The organism is Streptomyces purpurascens (genome assembly GCF_045040895.1).
GTDB lineage: Bacteria > Actinomycetota > Actinomycetes > Streptomycetales > Streptomycetaceae > Streptomyces > Streptomyces purpurascens.
Genome location: NZ_CP108341.1, coordinates 7,761,423 through 7,775,089, shown reverse-complemented (window position 1 = coordinate 7,775,089; position 13,667 = coordinate 7,761,423). Strand labels below are relative to the sequence as shown.

The 13,667-nt window shown below is 71.6% G+C and carries 13 protein-coding genes; 7 read left to right on the top strand and 6 right to left on the bottom strand.

Features of this window, described 5'->3' with window-relative positions; all coding sequences use genetic code 11:
• Positions 1 to 115 precede the first annotated feature (115 nt).
• Positions 116 to 1,297: an ROK family transcriptional regulator gene (locus OHU35_RS35375; RefSeq protein WP_184588398.1), complete on the bottom strand. Its 1,182-nt coding sequence runs from the start codon at positions 1,295 to 1,297 to the stop codon at positions 116 to 118.
• A 254-nt stretch (positions 1,298 to 1,551) separates the two neighbouring features.
• On the opposite strand from OHU35_RS35375, the gene OHU35_RS35370 reads away from it, so the two are divergent.
• Positions 1,552 to 1,959 carry a PaaI family thioesterase gene (locus OHU35_RS35370; protein WP_189726168.1) on the top strand — a complete coding sequence of 136 codons (408 nt, stop codon included), beginning with the start codon at positions 1,552 to 1,554 and terminating at the stop codon, positions 1,957 to 1,959.
• A 5-nt stretch (positions 1,960 to 1,964) separates the two neighbouring features.
• Here OHU35_RS35370 and OHU35_RS35365 read toward each other — a convergent pair whose 3' ends face one another.
• From OHU35_RS35365 to OHU35_RS35350, 4 genes are all read right to left on the bottom strand, one after another.
• Positions 1,965 to 2,642: a GntR family transcriptional regulator gene (locus OHU35_RS35365; RefSeq protein ID WP_189726169.1), complete on the bottom strand. Its 678-nt coding sequence runs from the start codon at positions 2,640 to 2,642 to the stop codon at positions 1,965 to 1,967.
• A 153-nt stretch (positions 2,643 to 2,795) separates the two neighbouring features.
• Positions 2,796 to 3,734, bottom strand: coding sequence for a beta-ketoacyl-ACP synthase III (locus tag OHU35_RS35360; RefSeq protein WP_359889313.1), 939 nt, complete (start codon positions 3,732 to 3,734; stop codon positions 2,796 to 2,798).
• Between the two features lie 175 nt (positions 3,735 to 3,909).
• Entirely contained in the window at positions 3,910 to 4,047 is a 138-nt protein-coding gene (locus OHU35_RS35355) for a hypothetical protein (protein ID WP_189726171.1), read from the bottom strand.
• Complete coding sequence (locus OHU35_RS35350) at positions 4,019 to 5,350, bottom strand: OFA family MFS transporter (protein ID WP_189726172.1); 1,332 nt, start codon at positions 5,348 to 5,350, stop codon at positions 4,019 to 4,021. Before OHU35_RS35350 ends, OHU35_RS35355 begins: the two co-directional genes overlap by 29 nt.
• Before the next feature lie 226 nt (positions 5,351 to 5,576).
• On the opposite strand from OHU35_RS35350, the gene OHU35_RS35345 reads away from it, so the two are divergent.
• From OHU35_RS35345 to fdhD, 5 genes are read left to right on the top strand one after another with little or no spacing between them, the layout of a single operon-like run.
• A complete protein-coding gene (locus tag OHU35_RS35345) occupies positions 5,577 to 6,548 on the top strand; it encodes a 2-dehydropantoate 2-reductase (RefSeq protein ID WP_359889310.1) in 972 nt (323 codons plus the stop codon).
• Positions 6,545 to 8,470 carry a molybdopterin oxidoreductase family protein gene (locus OHU35_RS35340; protein ID WP_189726174.1) on the top strand — a complete coding sequence of 642 codons (1,926 nt, stop codon included), beginning with the start codon at positions 6,545 to 6,547 and terminating at the stop codon, positions 8,468 to 8,470. The genes OHU35_RS35345 and OHU35_RS35340 overlap by 4 nt, the downstream gene beginning before the upstream one ends.
• Positions 8,471 to 8,476: 6 nt before the next feature.
• Positions 8,477 to 10,300: an NADH-ubiquinone oxidoreductase-F iron-sulfur binding region domain-containing protein gene (locus OHU35_RS35335; RefSeq protein WP_359889306.1), complete on the top strand. Its 1,824-nt coding sequence runs from the start codon at positions 8,477 to 8,479 to the stop codon at positions 10,298 to 10,300.
• Positions 10,297 to 11,157 (top strand): 2Fe-2S iron-sulfur cluster-binding protein, encoded by an 861-nt coding sequence (locus OHU35_RS35330; protein ID WP_184588413.1) that lies wholly within the window; start codon positions 10,297 to 10,299, stop codon positions 11,155 to 11,157. The genes OHU35_RS35335 and OHU35_RS35330 overlap by 4 nt, the downstream gene beginning before the upstream one ends.
• A gap of 7 nt (positions 11,158 to 11,164) precedes the next feature.
• Complete coding sequence (gene fdhD, locus OHU35_RS35325; protein ID WP_405508192.1) at positions 11,165 to 12,013, top strand: formate dehydrogenase accessory sulfurtransferase FdhD; 849 nt, start codon at positions 11,165 to 11,167, stop codon at positions 12,011 to 12,013.
• A 107-nt stretch (positions 12,014 to 12,120) separates the two neighbouring features.
• Here fdhD and OHU35_RS35320 read toward each other — a convergent pair whose 3' ends face one another.
• The gene (locus tag OHU35_RS35320; protein ID WP_189726177.1) at positions 12,121 to 12,558 is read right to left on the bottom strand and encodes a MarR family winged helix-turn-helix transcriptional regulator; all 438 of its coding nucleotides are present in this window, start codon (positions 12,556 to 12,558) and stop codon (positions 12,121 to 12,123) included.
• Positions 12,559 to 12,662: 104 nt separating this feature from the next.
• Here OHU35_RS35320 and OHU35_RS35315 point away from each other — a divergent pair, with 104 nt between their 5' ends.
• Positions 12,663 to 13,580, top strand: a complete 918-nt coding sequence (locus OHU35_RS35315) for a zinc-binding alcohol dehydrogenase family protein (protein WP_405508190.1) — start codon at positions 12,663 to 12,665, stop codon at positions 13,578 to 13,580.
• Positions 13,581 to 13,667: the final 87 nt, after the last annotated feature.

Sequence of the window (13,667 nt, the reverse complement as noted above, 5' to 3'; positions counted from 1 at the left end):
TTGGCGGGCGTGCGGGCCGGTTTCAGGGCGCTTGTCGAACAGGCGTGTTCAGGGCAGGGCAGGGCAGGGCAGGGCAGAGCAGCGGATCGTGCGGGTGAGCCTGTCGGGCGAGTGCTTACGCAGGTGAGAACAGGTGATCGCTGATGAGCCGGGCCGCGCCGATGACACCGGCGGCGGGTCCCAACTCGCCCAGGACGATGGGCAGATTGCCGGTCGCCAGCGGCAGCGACTGGCGGTAGACCTGGGTGCGGATCGCGGCGAGCAGCGTGTGGCCGAGGCCGGTCACCCCGCCGCCGATCACCACCAGGCCCGGGTTGAAGAAACTGACCAGGCCGGCGATGACCTGGCCGGTGTGATTGCCGCCCTCGCGGATCAGGTCGAGTGCGGTGGCGTCACCCGCGGCGGCCGCGGCGGCGACGTCGACGGCGGTGAGGCCGCCGTTCGTCTCCAGCCGCGATGCCAGTTCGGCCGAAAGCCCCTGCTGGGCGGCCTCCGTGGCGTCGCGGGCGAGGGCCGCCCCGCTGAAGTGGGCCTCCAGGCAGCCCCGGTTGCCGCAGGCGCAGGGACGGCCGTCGGGCACGGCCTGGATGTGCCCGATGTCGCCGGCGCTGCCCGTCGTACCGCGGTAGACCTCACCGCCGACGACGATGCCGCAGCCGATGCCGGTGCCGATCTTGACGCAGAGGAAGTCGGCGACGGTGCGGGCGACGCCCGCGTGCTGCTCCCCCATCGCCATGAGGTTCACGTCGTTGTCGACCATGACCGGGCAGCCGAGTTCCTGGCTGAGCGCCTCCCGCACGGGGAAGCCGTCCCAGCCGGGCATGATCGGCGGTGCCACCGGGATGCCCTCGGGGAAGCGGACCGGGCCCGGGACGCCGATGCCGGCGCCGTCGAACCCCTCCGCGAGCCCGGAGGCCTTCAGTTTCGCGGCCATGGCCAGGACCTGCTCGAAGACCGCGACCGGGCCTTCGCGTACGTCCATGGGCTGGTTGATGTGGCCGAGGGTCTCCAGTTCGGCGTTGGTGACGGCGACGTCGACCGAGGTCGCGCCGATGTCGACGCCGAGGAAGCGCAGACCGGGGTTGAGCCGGATGTTGTGGGAGCGGCGGCCACCGCGCGAGGCGGCGAGTCCGTCGGCCACGACCAGCCCCGTCTCCAGCAGCCGGTCCACCTCCACGGCGAGCTTGGACCGCGAGAGGTCGACCTGGTCGCCCAGCTGGGCACGGGAGTTGGGTCCGCCGTCGCGCAACAGCGTGAGCAGTCGGGCCTGGTGGGCGTTTCCGGGTCGTGCGGTCATACGTCTCACGAGCCCCTCCCCGCCTCGATCGGCCTGTGCGCGCCGGTTTTCCGCCACATCAGTGGCTTGCTTTCGGAGGGAACGTAGCAGCGGCTGCCGGAGGTGGGAAGAAGTCGCGCAGGAATTGCCCTCTACTTTTTCCACTCACAGGACAAAGAGACGAAGGGCGGGTCTTACGTGGCAGGTAATCGACCGTGAGCGCGGCCCAGGTCAGGCTGGCACCAGCACGCGTCGTCGACGTCCGGAGGCCCCGCATGACCGACACCCCTTCCCCCGAGGCACTGGTGAAGGCGCTTCCCTTCGCCGAGAACCTGGGCATCGCCCTCGAGGAGGCCACCCCCGCCCGGGTCAGGGCCGTGCTTCCCTGGGCTCCGGAGTTGTGCACGGTGGGCGGCGCCCTGCACGGCGGAGCCCTGATGGCGCTCGCCGACACGGCCGGCGCGGTCTGCGCGTTCCTCAGTCTGCCGCCGGGCGCGAGCACGTCGACGGTCGAGTCGAAGACGAACTTCTTCCGCGCCGTGCGGTCGGGCGTCGTCCGCGCCGAGACACGTCCCGTACACGTGGGACGCTCTTTCATCGCCGTCCGGACGGACCTGCACGACGAGGACGGCACCCTGGTGGGCCAGACGACGCAGACCCAGGCGGTGCTGGCAGCCGGCTGAGGGTCCTACGAACGCGCCCGCGCGTGATACGACCGCCGCGTGTGCTCCGTGTGTTCGCGCATCAGTTGGGTGGCCCGCCCTTCGTCCCGGTCGGCGATCGCCGCGATCAGTTCGCGGTGCTCGATCCAGGACTGGTGGCCGCGCCGGCGGGCCACCGGCGTGTAGTACCAGCGCACGCGGCGGTCGACCTGGGCGGCGAGTTCGGCGAGGACGGCGTTGCCGGCGAGCTCCATGATCTTGGCGTGGAAGCGGGCGTTCATGGCGACGGCGCCGTCCACGTCGTCGGCCTCGACGGCCTTCTCGCCCTCCGCGCAGAGCGTTTCCAGGGCGGTGAGGCCGGCGCTGTTCGCGTTCGCCGCAGCGAGGCGGGCCGCCTCGGCCTCCAGGAGTGTACGGACCGTGAGGAGCTGGTCGGCCTCCTCCTCCGTCGGCTCGTGCACGAACGCGCCCTGGGCGGGCCGCAGATCGACCCACCCCTCGGTGTTGAGCCGCTGCAACGCCTCGCGCACCGGCTGCCGGGAGACCCCCAGATGCCCGGCGAGCTCGCTCTCGACGAGGTGCTGGCCGGGCTGGAGGGCACGGGTGGTGATGAGTTCGAGGAGTGCCTCGTAGACGCGGTCACGCAGCGGACCAGGGCGTTCCAGCTTGGGTACCGCCCCCTGGGGCAGGCCTGTCGACAGCATCGCGGTCCCCCTCCTCGGCAGGGCCGTGCACAGCGCGGCGGCTACCGGTGTCGCCGCAGAGTCAGTATCGATTGTCTTTCGTCTACAGTCTACGGCGCACAAAGGCCAGGGCTTCGGGCAGTTGGCCACGTCACACCCCGGCTGCCGGAGGGCTCAGGGGCAGCGCACGACCTGTCCCGCGTACGACAGGTTCCCGCCGAAGCCGAACAGCAGGACCGGGTCGCCGGTGGAGACCGCGCCCCGTTCGACGAGCTTGGAGAAGGCGAGCGGGATGCTCGCGGCGGAGGTGTTGCCGGACTCGGTGACATCGCGCGCGACGACGGCGTTCACGGCACCGATCTTCTCGGCGAGGGGTTCGATGATCCGCAGGTTCGCCTGGTGCAGGACGACCCCGGCGAGGTCCGCCGGCTCAAGACCGGCCCGCTCGCACGCCCGGCGCGCGATGGGCGGCAGCTGCGTGGTGGCCCAGCGGTAGACGCTCTGCCCTTCCTGGGCGAAACGCGGGGGCGTGCCCTCGATCCGCACCGCGTGTCCCATCTCGGGCACCGAACCCCACAGCACCGGCCCGATGCCGGACTCCTCGGCGGCCTCGACCACCGCGGCCCCGGCCCCGTCCCCGACGAGCACGCAGGTGCTGCGGTCGCTCCAGTCGGTCACCTCGGACATCTTGTCGGCCCCGATGACCAGCGCACGGCTCGCGCCCCCCGCGCGAACGGCGTGGTCGGCGGTGGCCAGGGCGTGGGTGAAACCGGCGCACACGACGTTGAGGTCCATCGTGGCCGGCTGCGGCATCCCGAGGCGGGCCGCGACCCGGGCGGCCATGTTGGGCGAGCGGTCGACGGCGGTGGAGGTGGCGACCAGCACCAGGTCGATGTCGGCGGGGGCGAGGCCGGCCGCCGCGAGGGCCTTGGCGGCGGCGTGGGCGGCCAGCTCGTCGACCGGCTCGTCGGGCCCGGCGATGTGGCGGGTGCGGATGCCCACTCGGCTCCTGATCCACTCGTCACTGGTGTCCACCAAGCCCGCCAGGTCCTCGTTGGTGAGCACCTTGGCGGGCTGGTAGTGGCCGACGGCGGCGATGCGCGAGCCGTTCATGTGGGTGGGTCCCCCTCGTTGCCTTGGGTAGCGTGACCCACCAGTCTGATCAGTGACTCACGGGTACGACGGCAGCCAAGGCAACAGGAAACAGGCACCAGCGTTGTCAGCTTCGGTCAGGACCTCGGACGCCCGGGCGCCTGTCGCACGCCGGGGCCCGGTCCCGCCACAGGCCTCACCCGGTGAACAGCTGCGTCGCCTTCCGGACGAGCTCGTACAGCCCGTAGGCGAGCGGTACGCCCACCCACACCCAGGCGAGGGCGATCAGCCACCGCCGGTCCGGGCTAGGCGGACTCTGACTGCTGCTGGACACGATCGGCCTCCTTCGGCTGCGGGACGTGATGACGGGCGTGGACGGGCCGGACGAGTTCGTTGGCGACGAAGCCGACGACGAGCAGGCCGATCATGATGACGAACGACAGCCCGTACAGGGACGCGCCGTGCCGGCCCGCCTCCTCCTGCCGGTCGGCGATCCAGTTCACGATGAGCGGCCCGAGCACTCCGGCCAGGGACCAGGCGGTGAGCAGCCGCCCGTGGATGGCGCCGACCTGGTACGTGCCGAACAGGTCCTTCAGATACGCCGGGATCGTCGCGAAGCCGCCGCCGTAGAAGGAGAGGATGACCAGCGCGCACAGGATGAACAGCGGCTTGGAGGTGTCGCCGAACAGGGCGATGAGCGCGTACATCAGCGCGCCGACGCCCAGGTAGACGCGGTAGATGTTCTTGCGGCCGATCAGGTCGGACGTCGACGACCAGCCGATGCGGCCCGCCATGTTCGCCGCCGACAGCAGGGCGACGAAGCCGGCGGCGGCCGTCACGGACACGGGTGTGGAGGTGTCCGCGAAGAAGTCCGTGATCATCGGGGCGGCCTTCTCCAGGATTCCGATGCCGGCGGTGACGTTCATGCAGAGCACGGTCCACAGGAGCCAGAACTGGGGAGTGCGCAGCGCCTGTTTCGCGGATACCTGCGGGCCGGTGGGGGCTTGTCGCGCAGTTCCCCGCGCCCCTGAGGCATGAGGCGGAACCCGGACCAACAGCACGCCGAGCAGCATGAAGACGGCGTACGACAGGCCGTGCACCAGGAACGCCAGGGCGATGCCGGAGCTGTCCCCGCCGAACGACTCCAGCATCTGCGCCGACCACGGCGAGGCGATCAGCGCGCCGCCGCCGAAGCCCATGATCGCGATGCCGGTGGCCATGCCGGGCCGGTCCGGGAACCACTTGATCAGTGTGGAGACGGGCGAGATGTAGCCGATGCCGAGGCCGATGCCACCGACGAAGCCGTAGCCGAACACGATCAGCCAGTACTGCTCCAGGGACGCGCCCAGCGCGGAGAGCAGGAAGCCGGACGAGAAGCAGACCAGGGCGACGGTCATCGCCCAGCGGGGGCCGTTGCGTTCCACGAGCGTGCCGCCGAACGCGGCGGACAGGCCCAGCATGACGATGCCCAGCTGGAAGGGCAGCGCGCTCTGCGTGCCGCTGAGGCCGAGCGCGGACTCGAGGGGCGGCTTGAACACGCTCCAGGCGTAGGCCTGGCCGATGGAGAGATGTACGGAAAGAGCGGCGGGCGGGACGAGCCAGCGGCTCCAGCCCGGGGGCGCGACTGGGGGACTCATGACACCCGGACGGTAGGCAGTCGCACGGGAGTTGGAAAGGCGGCGCGTCGACCGTATGCGGTGAGCGGTATTCAGCATGCGCCGAACGGTCGCCGCACGGACCCTTGCCGCCCCAACCTCCATACTGTAGACAATATTTCGTCGACACAAGCCGCACGGCGGTTCCCGAGCGGTCGTACGGCAGTCACACCTCCGCGGTATCCCTCAAACCGAACGGAGTGTTCCCGTGAAAGTCGCAGTTCTCGGCGCCGGTGCCATCGGCGCCTACGTCGGCGCCGCGCTTCACCGCGCGGGTGCCGATGTGCATCTCATCGCCCGTGGACCGCATCTGGCGGCCATGAGGCAGCACGGAGTCCGGGTGCGCAGCCCGCGCGGCGATTTCACCGCGCACCCCCACGCGACCGACGACCCGGCCGAGGTCGGCCCGGCCGACTACGTCTTCCTGGGCCTGAAGGCCAACGCGTACGCGGCGTGCGGGCCGCTGATCGCGCCGTTGCTGCACGGGACGACGGCGGTCGTCGCGGCCCAGAACGGCATCCCCTGGTGGTACTTCCACCGGCACGGCGGCCCGTACGACGGCCACCGCGTCGAGAGCGTGGACCCGGACGGCGCGGTCAGTGCGGTGCTCGCGCCCGAACGGGCCGTCGGATGTGTCGTCTACGCGGCGACCGAACTCGAAGGGCCGGGCGTCGTACGGCACTTGGAGGGCACGCGGTTCTCCATCGGCGAACCCGACCGCAGCCTCTCGGCCCGCTGTCTCGCCTTCAGCGACGCGATGCAGGCCGGTGGGCTCAAGTGCCCGGTGGAGTCCGGTCTGCGGGACGACATCTGGGTCAAGCTGCTCGGCAACATCTCCTTCAATCCGATCAGCGCGCTGGCCCGCGCGACCATGCGGCAGATGTGCCTGCACGGCGGCACCCGCAGGGTCATCGAGATCATGATGACCGAGACGCTCGCGGTCGCTCAGGCCCTCGGCTGCGAGGTCGGCGTCTCCATCGAGCGCCGGCTCGCGGGCGCCGAGCGGGTCGGCGACCACCGCACCTCCACGCTCCAGGACCTGGAGCGCGGCAAGCCGCTCGAACTCGACGTACTCCTCGCGGCGGTCGTCGAGCTGGCGGAGATCACCGGCGTGGAGGTGCCCACCCTGCGCACCGTGCACGCCATCTCGGACCTGCTCGCGCTGAGGAGCGCCGCATGAGGAAACGCGATCGAAGCCCGAAGACCTACACCCGGCTGACGCACCCGCTCGTACGTGATTCCCGCGACGAGCCGTTCCGGCAGGCGAGCTGGGAGGAGGCCCTGGACCGGGCGGCCCGGGGCCTCGCCCGCAACCGCGGCGCCTTCGGGATGTTCAGCTGCGCCCGCGCCACCAACGAGATGAACTACGTGGCGCAGAAGTTCGCCCGGGTCGTCATGGGCACCAACAACGTCGACTCCTGCAACCGCACCTGTCACGCCCCGAGCGTGGCCGGCCTGTCGGCGGCGTTCGGCTCGGGCGGCGGCACGTCGTCGTACGAGGAGATCGAGCACACGGACCTCGTCGTGATGTGGGGCTCCAACGCCCGCTTCGCGCACCCGATCTTCTTCCAGCACGTACTGAAGGGGATCAGGAACGGGGCCCGGATGTACGCGGTCGATCCGCGCCGGACCTCGACCGCCGAGTGGGCGGAGAGCTGGCTCGGCCTCAACGTCGGCACCGACATCCCGATGGCGCACGCGATCGGCCGCGAGATCATCCACGCGGGTCTCGCCAACGAGGCGTTCGTCGAGCGGGCGACCACCGGCTTCGAGGAGTACAGGGCGCTGGTCGAGCCCTGGACGCTGTCGCTCGCCGAGAAGGTGACGGGCGTACCGGCCGCCGCCATCCGCGAACTGGCGCACGCCTACGCCCGTGCCGAACGCGCCCAGCTGTGCTGGACCCTCGGCATCACCGAGCACCACAACGGCACCGACAACGTCCGCGCCCTGATCAACCTGTCCCTGCTCACCGGCCATGTCGGCCGCTACGGCTCGGGCCTGCAGCCCCTGCGCGGGCAGAACAACGTGCAGGGCGGCGGCGACATGGGCGCGATCCCCAACCGGCTGCCGGGCTTCCAGGACATCCTGGACCCGGACACCCGGCTGAAGTTCGAGTCGGCCTGGGACACCGTCATCCAGCCGCACTACGGCCTGAACCTCACGGAGATGTTCGAGGCGATGGAGGACGGCGGCATCGAGGCCGTCTACTGCATCGGCGAGAACCCGGCCCAGTCGGAGGCCGACAGCGAGCAGGCCGTACGGCGGCTCAACGCCCTCGACTTCCTCGTCGTCCAGGACATCTTCCTCACGAAGACGGCCGAACTCGCGGACGTCGTGCTGCCGGCCACCGCCGGCTGGGCGGAGACCGAGGGCACGACCACCAACAGCGAGCGGCGGGTGCAGCGCGTCCGCAGGGCCGTCAGCCCGCCCGGCGAGGCGCGCGAGGACATCGACATCCTCTGCGACCTCGCGGCCCGCCTCGGCCACGACTGGAAGTACGCCGACGCCGAGACCGTGTGGAACGAGCTGAGGTCCGTCTCGCCCGACCACCACGGCATGACGTACGAGCGTCTGGAGGAGCACCAGGGCATCCAGTGGCCGTGCCCCAGCACGGACGGGCTCGAACCGAGCTATCTGCACGGCCGGTTGTGGGAGCCCGACCTTTCGGCACGTGGCCGGCTCGCCCCCTTCGGGATCGTGCAGCACGACCCGCCCGTGGACCTCACCGACGAGCGGTACCCGATCCGGCTCACCACCGGACGGCGGCTCGACTCGTACAACACCGGCGTGCAGAGCGGCGGTTACGCCTCGCCGCTGCGGCGCGGCGAGTTCATCGAGCTGTGCCCGGAGGACGCCGAGCGCTACGGGGTCGTGGTCGGTGAGCAGGTCCAGGTCACCTCGCGGCGCGGGTCGGTGACCGCGCCCGTGTGGGTGGACACCGCGCTGCGGCCCGGGCTCGCCTTCATGACCATGCACTTCCCCGACGAGGTGGACACCAACGCGCTGACGATCGAGGCGAACTGCCCGATCGCGGGGACGGCGGAGTTCAAGGCGTCGGCGATCCGGATCGAGAAGCTGCCCATCGCGACCATCGTGGGGTGACGCACTGTGGACCTGCACTTCGGTGACAGCAAGCCGACGGACGAGGAGCGGGCGGCCGTCGACGCCCTGCTCGGGCCTCCGGAGTCCTCCTGGGAGGGCGCCGATCGCTCCGATGCCGATCTCAGGTGGGCGCGTGGCGGGCGCGCGGCCCGGGACCGCCGCGACCTGCTGTTGCCGGGGCTGCACGCCCTCAACGACCGGATCGGCTGGATCAGCGACGGCGCCCTCGACTACCTGTGCCGGCGGCTGACGGTGCCGCCGGCGGAGGCGTACGGGGTGGCCACCTTCTACGCCATGTTCTCGGTCAAGCCCCGCCCGGCGACCGTCCTCCATGTGTGCACGGACCTGGCGTGCGCGGCAGCCGGGGCGCCGGAGCTGTGCGCCGGGATCGAGGCCCGGCTCGGTCTCGGCAGCGGTGTGTCGGTCGAGCGCGGCCCGTGTCTGGGCCTGTGCGAACGGGCCCCGGCCGCGCTCGCGATCAGGGCCGGGGATCCCGTGCGTACGGCGGTGTCGGCGCCGGCGACCGTCGAGAAGGCCGTCCTCGCCGCGAGCGCCCCCGACTCGGCGCCGGAGGAGCCGCCCGCCGCTCTGGCGGTGCCCCAGGCCGGGCAGGACGGCCTGATGCTGCTCCACCGCGTCGGCGTGGTCGATCCGGCGTCCCTCGACGACTACCGCGCCCACGGCGGCTACACGGCCCTGCGCCGGGCCTTCGAACTGGGCCCGGCCGGGGTCATCCGCGAGGTCACCGACTCGGGCCTGGCCGGGCGCGGCGGCGCCGCCTTCCCGACCGGCCGCAAGTGGCAGGCCACGGCCTCCCAGCCGGACCATCCGCACCACCTCGTCTGCAACGCCGACGAGTCCGAGCCGGGCACCTTCAAGGACCGCGTGCTCATGGAGGGCGACCCGTACGCGCTGGTCGAGGCGATGACGATCGCCGCGTACGCGACCGGCGCCCACCAGGGCCACCTCTATCTGCGCGGCGAATACCCGCGCGCCCTGCACCGGCTGGAGCACGCGATCGCGCAGGCACGCGCGCGTGGACTGCTGGGCGACGACATCCTCGGCCAGGGCTACGCCTTCGACATCGAGATCCGGCGCGGCGCGGGCGCCTACATCTGCGGTGAGGAGACGGCCCTGTTCAACTCCATCGAGGGCTACCGGGGCGAGCCCCGCTCGAAGCCGCCGTTCCCGGTGGAGAAGGGCCTGTTCGGCAAGCCGACGGTGGAGAACAACGTCGAGACGCTGGTCAACGTCCTGCCGATCCTCACGATGGGCGCCCCGGCCTACGCGGCGATCGGCACGGACCGGTCCACCGGGCCGAAGCTGTACTGCGTCTCGGGGAGCGTGGAGCGGCCCGGTGTCTACGAGCTGCCGTTCGGCGCGACGCTGGGCGACCTGCTCACGCTCGCCGGGGTGCGGGACGGGCTGCGGGCGGTACTGCTCGGCGGGGCGGCCGGCGGCTTCGTACGGGCCGACGAGCTCGGCATTCCGCTCACCTTCGAGGGGACGCGGGAGGCCGGCACGACGCTCGGCTCGGGGGTCGTGATGGCCTTCGACGACAGCGTGCCCCTGCCCCGGCTCCTGCTGCGCATCGCCGAGTTCTTCCGGGACGAGTCGTGCGGGCAGTGCGTGCCCTGCCGGGTCGGGACCGTGCGGCAGGAAGAGGCGCTGCACCGGATCGTGGAGCGCACCGGCGCCGACGCCGCCGGGGACATCGCGCTGCTGCGGGAGGTGGGCCGCGCGATGCGGGACGCCTCGATCTGCGGTCTCGGGCAGACCGCGTGGAACGCCGTGGAATCCGCCATCGACCGTCTGGGGGCGTACGAATGACCGTCACACCGCTGGGGATCCCGCGCCGGCTGCTGGAGTTCACGCTCGACGGGGAGCCGGTGCGGGCGCCCGAGGGCTCGACGATCCTCGACGCCTGCCGGGCCGCCGGGAAGGACGTCCCGACGCTGTGCGAGGGCGACACGCTCCGGCCCAAGAACGCCTGCCGGGTCTGCGTCGTCGAGGTGGAGGGGGCCAGGACACTCGTGCCGGCCTGCTCCCGCAAGGCCGAGCCCGGCATGGAGGTGCGCACGGACACCGAACGGGCCCGGCACAGCCGGAAGATCGTCCTCGAACTGCTCGCGTCCTCCGTGGACCTGTCGACGACGCCGAAGGTCGCCGCGTGGCTCAAGGAGTACGAGGCGAAGCCCGACCGCTTCGGCCCCGACGCGGCCCGGCTCAACGAGGAACCGAAGGTCGACAACGACCTGTACGTGCGCGACTACGACAAGTGCATCCTCTGTTACAAGTGCGTGGACGCCTGCGGTGACCAGTGGCAGAACACCTTCGCGATCTCGGTCGCCGGGCGCGGTTTCGACGCCCGGATCGCCGTGGAGCACGACGCGCCGCTGACCGACTCGGCGTGCGTGTACTGCGGGAACTGCATCGAGGTGTGCCCCACGGGCGCGCTGTCCTTCAAGTCCGAGTTCGACATGCGCGCGGCGGGTACGTGGGAGGAGTCGCGCCAGACGGAGACGACCACGGTGTGCGCGTACTGCGGAGTGGGCTGCAACCTGACGCTGCACGTGCAGGACAATGAGATCGTGAAGGTCACCTCGCCGCACGACAACCCGGTGACCCACGGCAATCTCTGCATCAAGGGCCGCTTCGGCTACCAGCACGTACAGAACCGGGGCTGATCAGGACATGGGACGGGTCACGGAACGACGCAAGGTGCTCCGCATCCGGGACGGGGTGGTCTCCAGCCGCCCGGACACGCTCGTCGCGGAGGAACCCCTGGAGATCCGGCTCAACGGCAAGCCCCTGGCGATCACCATGCGCACCCCGGGCGACGACTTCGCCCTGGCCGCGGGCTTCCTGGTGAGCGAGGGGGTGCTGGGCGGGCAGGACGACCTCCAGAACATCGTCTACTGCGCCGGGGCGACGGTCGACGGTTCGAACACGTACAACATCGTCGACGTGAAGACGGCCCCCGGCGTGGTGATCCCCGACATCACGCTGGAGCGGAACGTCTACACCACGTCGTCCTGCGGCCTGTGCGGCAAGGCGTCGCTGGACGCGGTGCGCACCACGGCGCGATGGCCCATCGCCGACACTCCCCCGGTCCGGGTGACCCCGGAGCTGCTGGCGAGCCTGCCCGACCGGCTGCGCGAGGCCCAGCGGGTCTTCGACCGGACCGGGGGCCTGCACGCGGCCGCCCTGTTCACGGAGGACGGCGAGCTGCTGGACGTCCGCGAGGACGTGGGCCGGCACAACGCGGTCGACAAGCTGGTCGGCCGTGCCCTGCAGAACGGGGACCTGCCGCTGTCGCGGACGATCCTGCTCGTCTCGGGCCGGGCCTCCTTCGAGCTGGCGCAGAAGGCCGTGATGGCCGGCCTCCCGGTCCTGGCCGCGGTGTCGGCGCCGTCGTCGCTGGCGGTGGATCTGGCCGCCGAGACGGGCCTGACGCTGGTGGGCTTCCTGCGGGGCGGCTCCATGAACGTGTACGCGGGTGAGGACCGGATCGCTCTGCGGGCCGCGGCCGCCCAGGGCTGAGCAGGTTCCTCCGCGACACGGCGGCGGGGCCCCGACCGGCGGGGAGCGCCCCCTGCGCCGCAGGGGCCCCGTCTCGAAACCCGTCGCCTCGTCCCCGTCCCGCATCGTCAGCCGTCCGCGCCGGATATCCGGCGCAGCATCCCGGTGAACTGCTCGCGTTCGGCCGCCGACAGCGGGGCGAGCAGCTCGTCGTTGGCGGCCCGGGCCGCCTTCTCACAGCGCTTGAGCAGCCGGGCTCCCCGCGGGGTGAGGGACACCGCGTTCTTGCGGCGGTCCCTCGGGTCCGGCTCGCGCAGCACCAGGTCCGCCGACTGGAGGTCGTCGAGGATGCCGACCAGGTCCTTGGGGTCGAGCCCGATCCCGCGACCGAGGTCGGCCTGGGCGACGGGGCCCAGGTCACGGACGGCGGACAGCACCACGTGGTGCCACATCCTCATGTCCTCCTCGGCCAGCGCCTCGGCCACCAGGGTCCGGCCGCGGGCGGCGGCGCGGCCGAGCAGCCAGCTGGGCAGGGAGCGGATCGCGGGGAGAGGAGCTTCCGACATGGCCGCAGCCTAACCAAGAAATCGTTGGTTCTTCCTATGATCCTCCTATACCGTTGGGCTCCCCAATGAATTCGTTGGGACCACCAACGACACCCGGAGGTGCGATGCGCCGCGTCCGCTACGAATCCCGAGGCGGCCCGCTGTTCGTGGAGGAGACTCCGGTCCCCGAGCCCGGCCCCGGGGAACTGCTCGTGCGCGCGGAGGCGATCGGCGTCACGCTCCCGGTCGTACGCAAGGTCACCGAGGCGGCCGAGCCCGGCCCGCTCGGCGGCGAGATCGCCGGGGAGGTCACAGCCGTCGGCGAGGGCGTCACCCGCTTCGGCACCGGCGACCGTGTGACGGGGCTCTGCTTCGGCCACGGCTACGCCGACTTCGCCCTCCTGCACGAGGCCATGACCTCCCCGGTCCCGGCCGGCGCCCGCGCCGTCGACGCGGTCGCCCTGGTCCGCAGCGGCCTGGTCGCCCTCGGCGCCCTGGCGGCGGCACGGCCCGAGCCCGGCGAGGCGGCCCTGGTCACGGCGGCGGCGAGCGGCGTCGGCCATCTGGCCGTTCAGCTGGCCAGGACGCGGGGCGCCGGACGGGTCGTGGGTGCCGTTTCCGACCCGGCGAAGACCGGTTTCGTCCGCGGCCTGGGCGCCGACCACGTCGTCACCTACGGCGAGGACGGCTGGGGCGCCCCGGTCGACTACGCCCTGGACGCGGTCGGCGGCGAGTTGCTCACCCCGGCCCTCGGCGCACTCGCCCCGGGAGGACGACTGGTGGCGTACAGCTCGGGCGGCGGCACCGTCCGGGCGTACGACCTGCTCGTGGGCGCCAAGTCGGTGATCGGGTTCCAGATGGCCCGTATCGCCCGCGGGCAACCGGAGTTGTACGAGCGGTGGCGCGAGGAGCTGTGGCGGCTGTTCGCGGCGGGAGAGATCGAGCCCGTCGTCCACGGGGAGTTCGCCCTGGCGGACGCCGCGAAGGCACACGGGGAGATCGAGGCGCGGGCCAACCGCGGAAAGGTCGTCCTGATCCCCTGACGCACGCTTCTTGTGGGGGGTCTGTGAGTCCAAGTACCGTCTGTGGCTCCACACATGGGACGTGGGATGTCCGGTTGTCCGCATCTG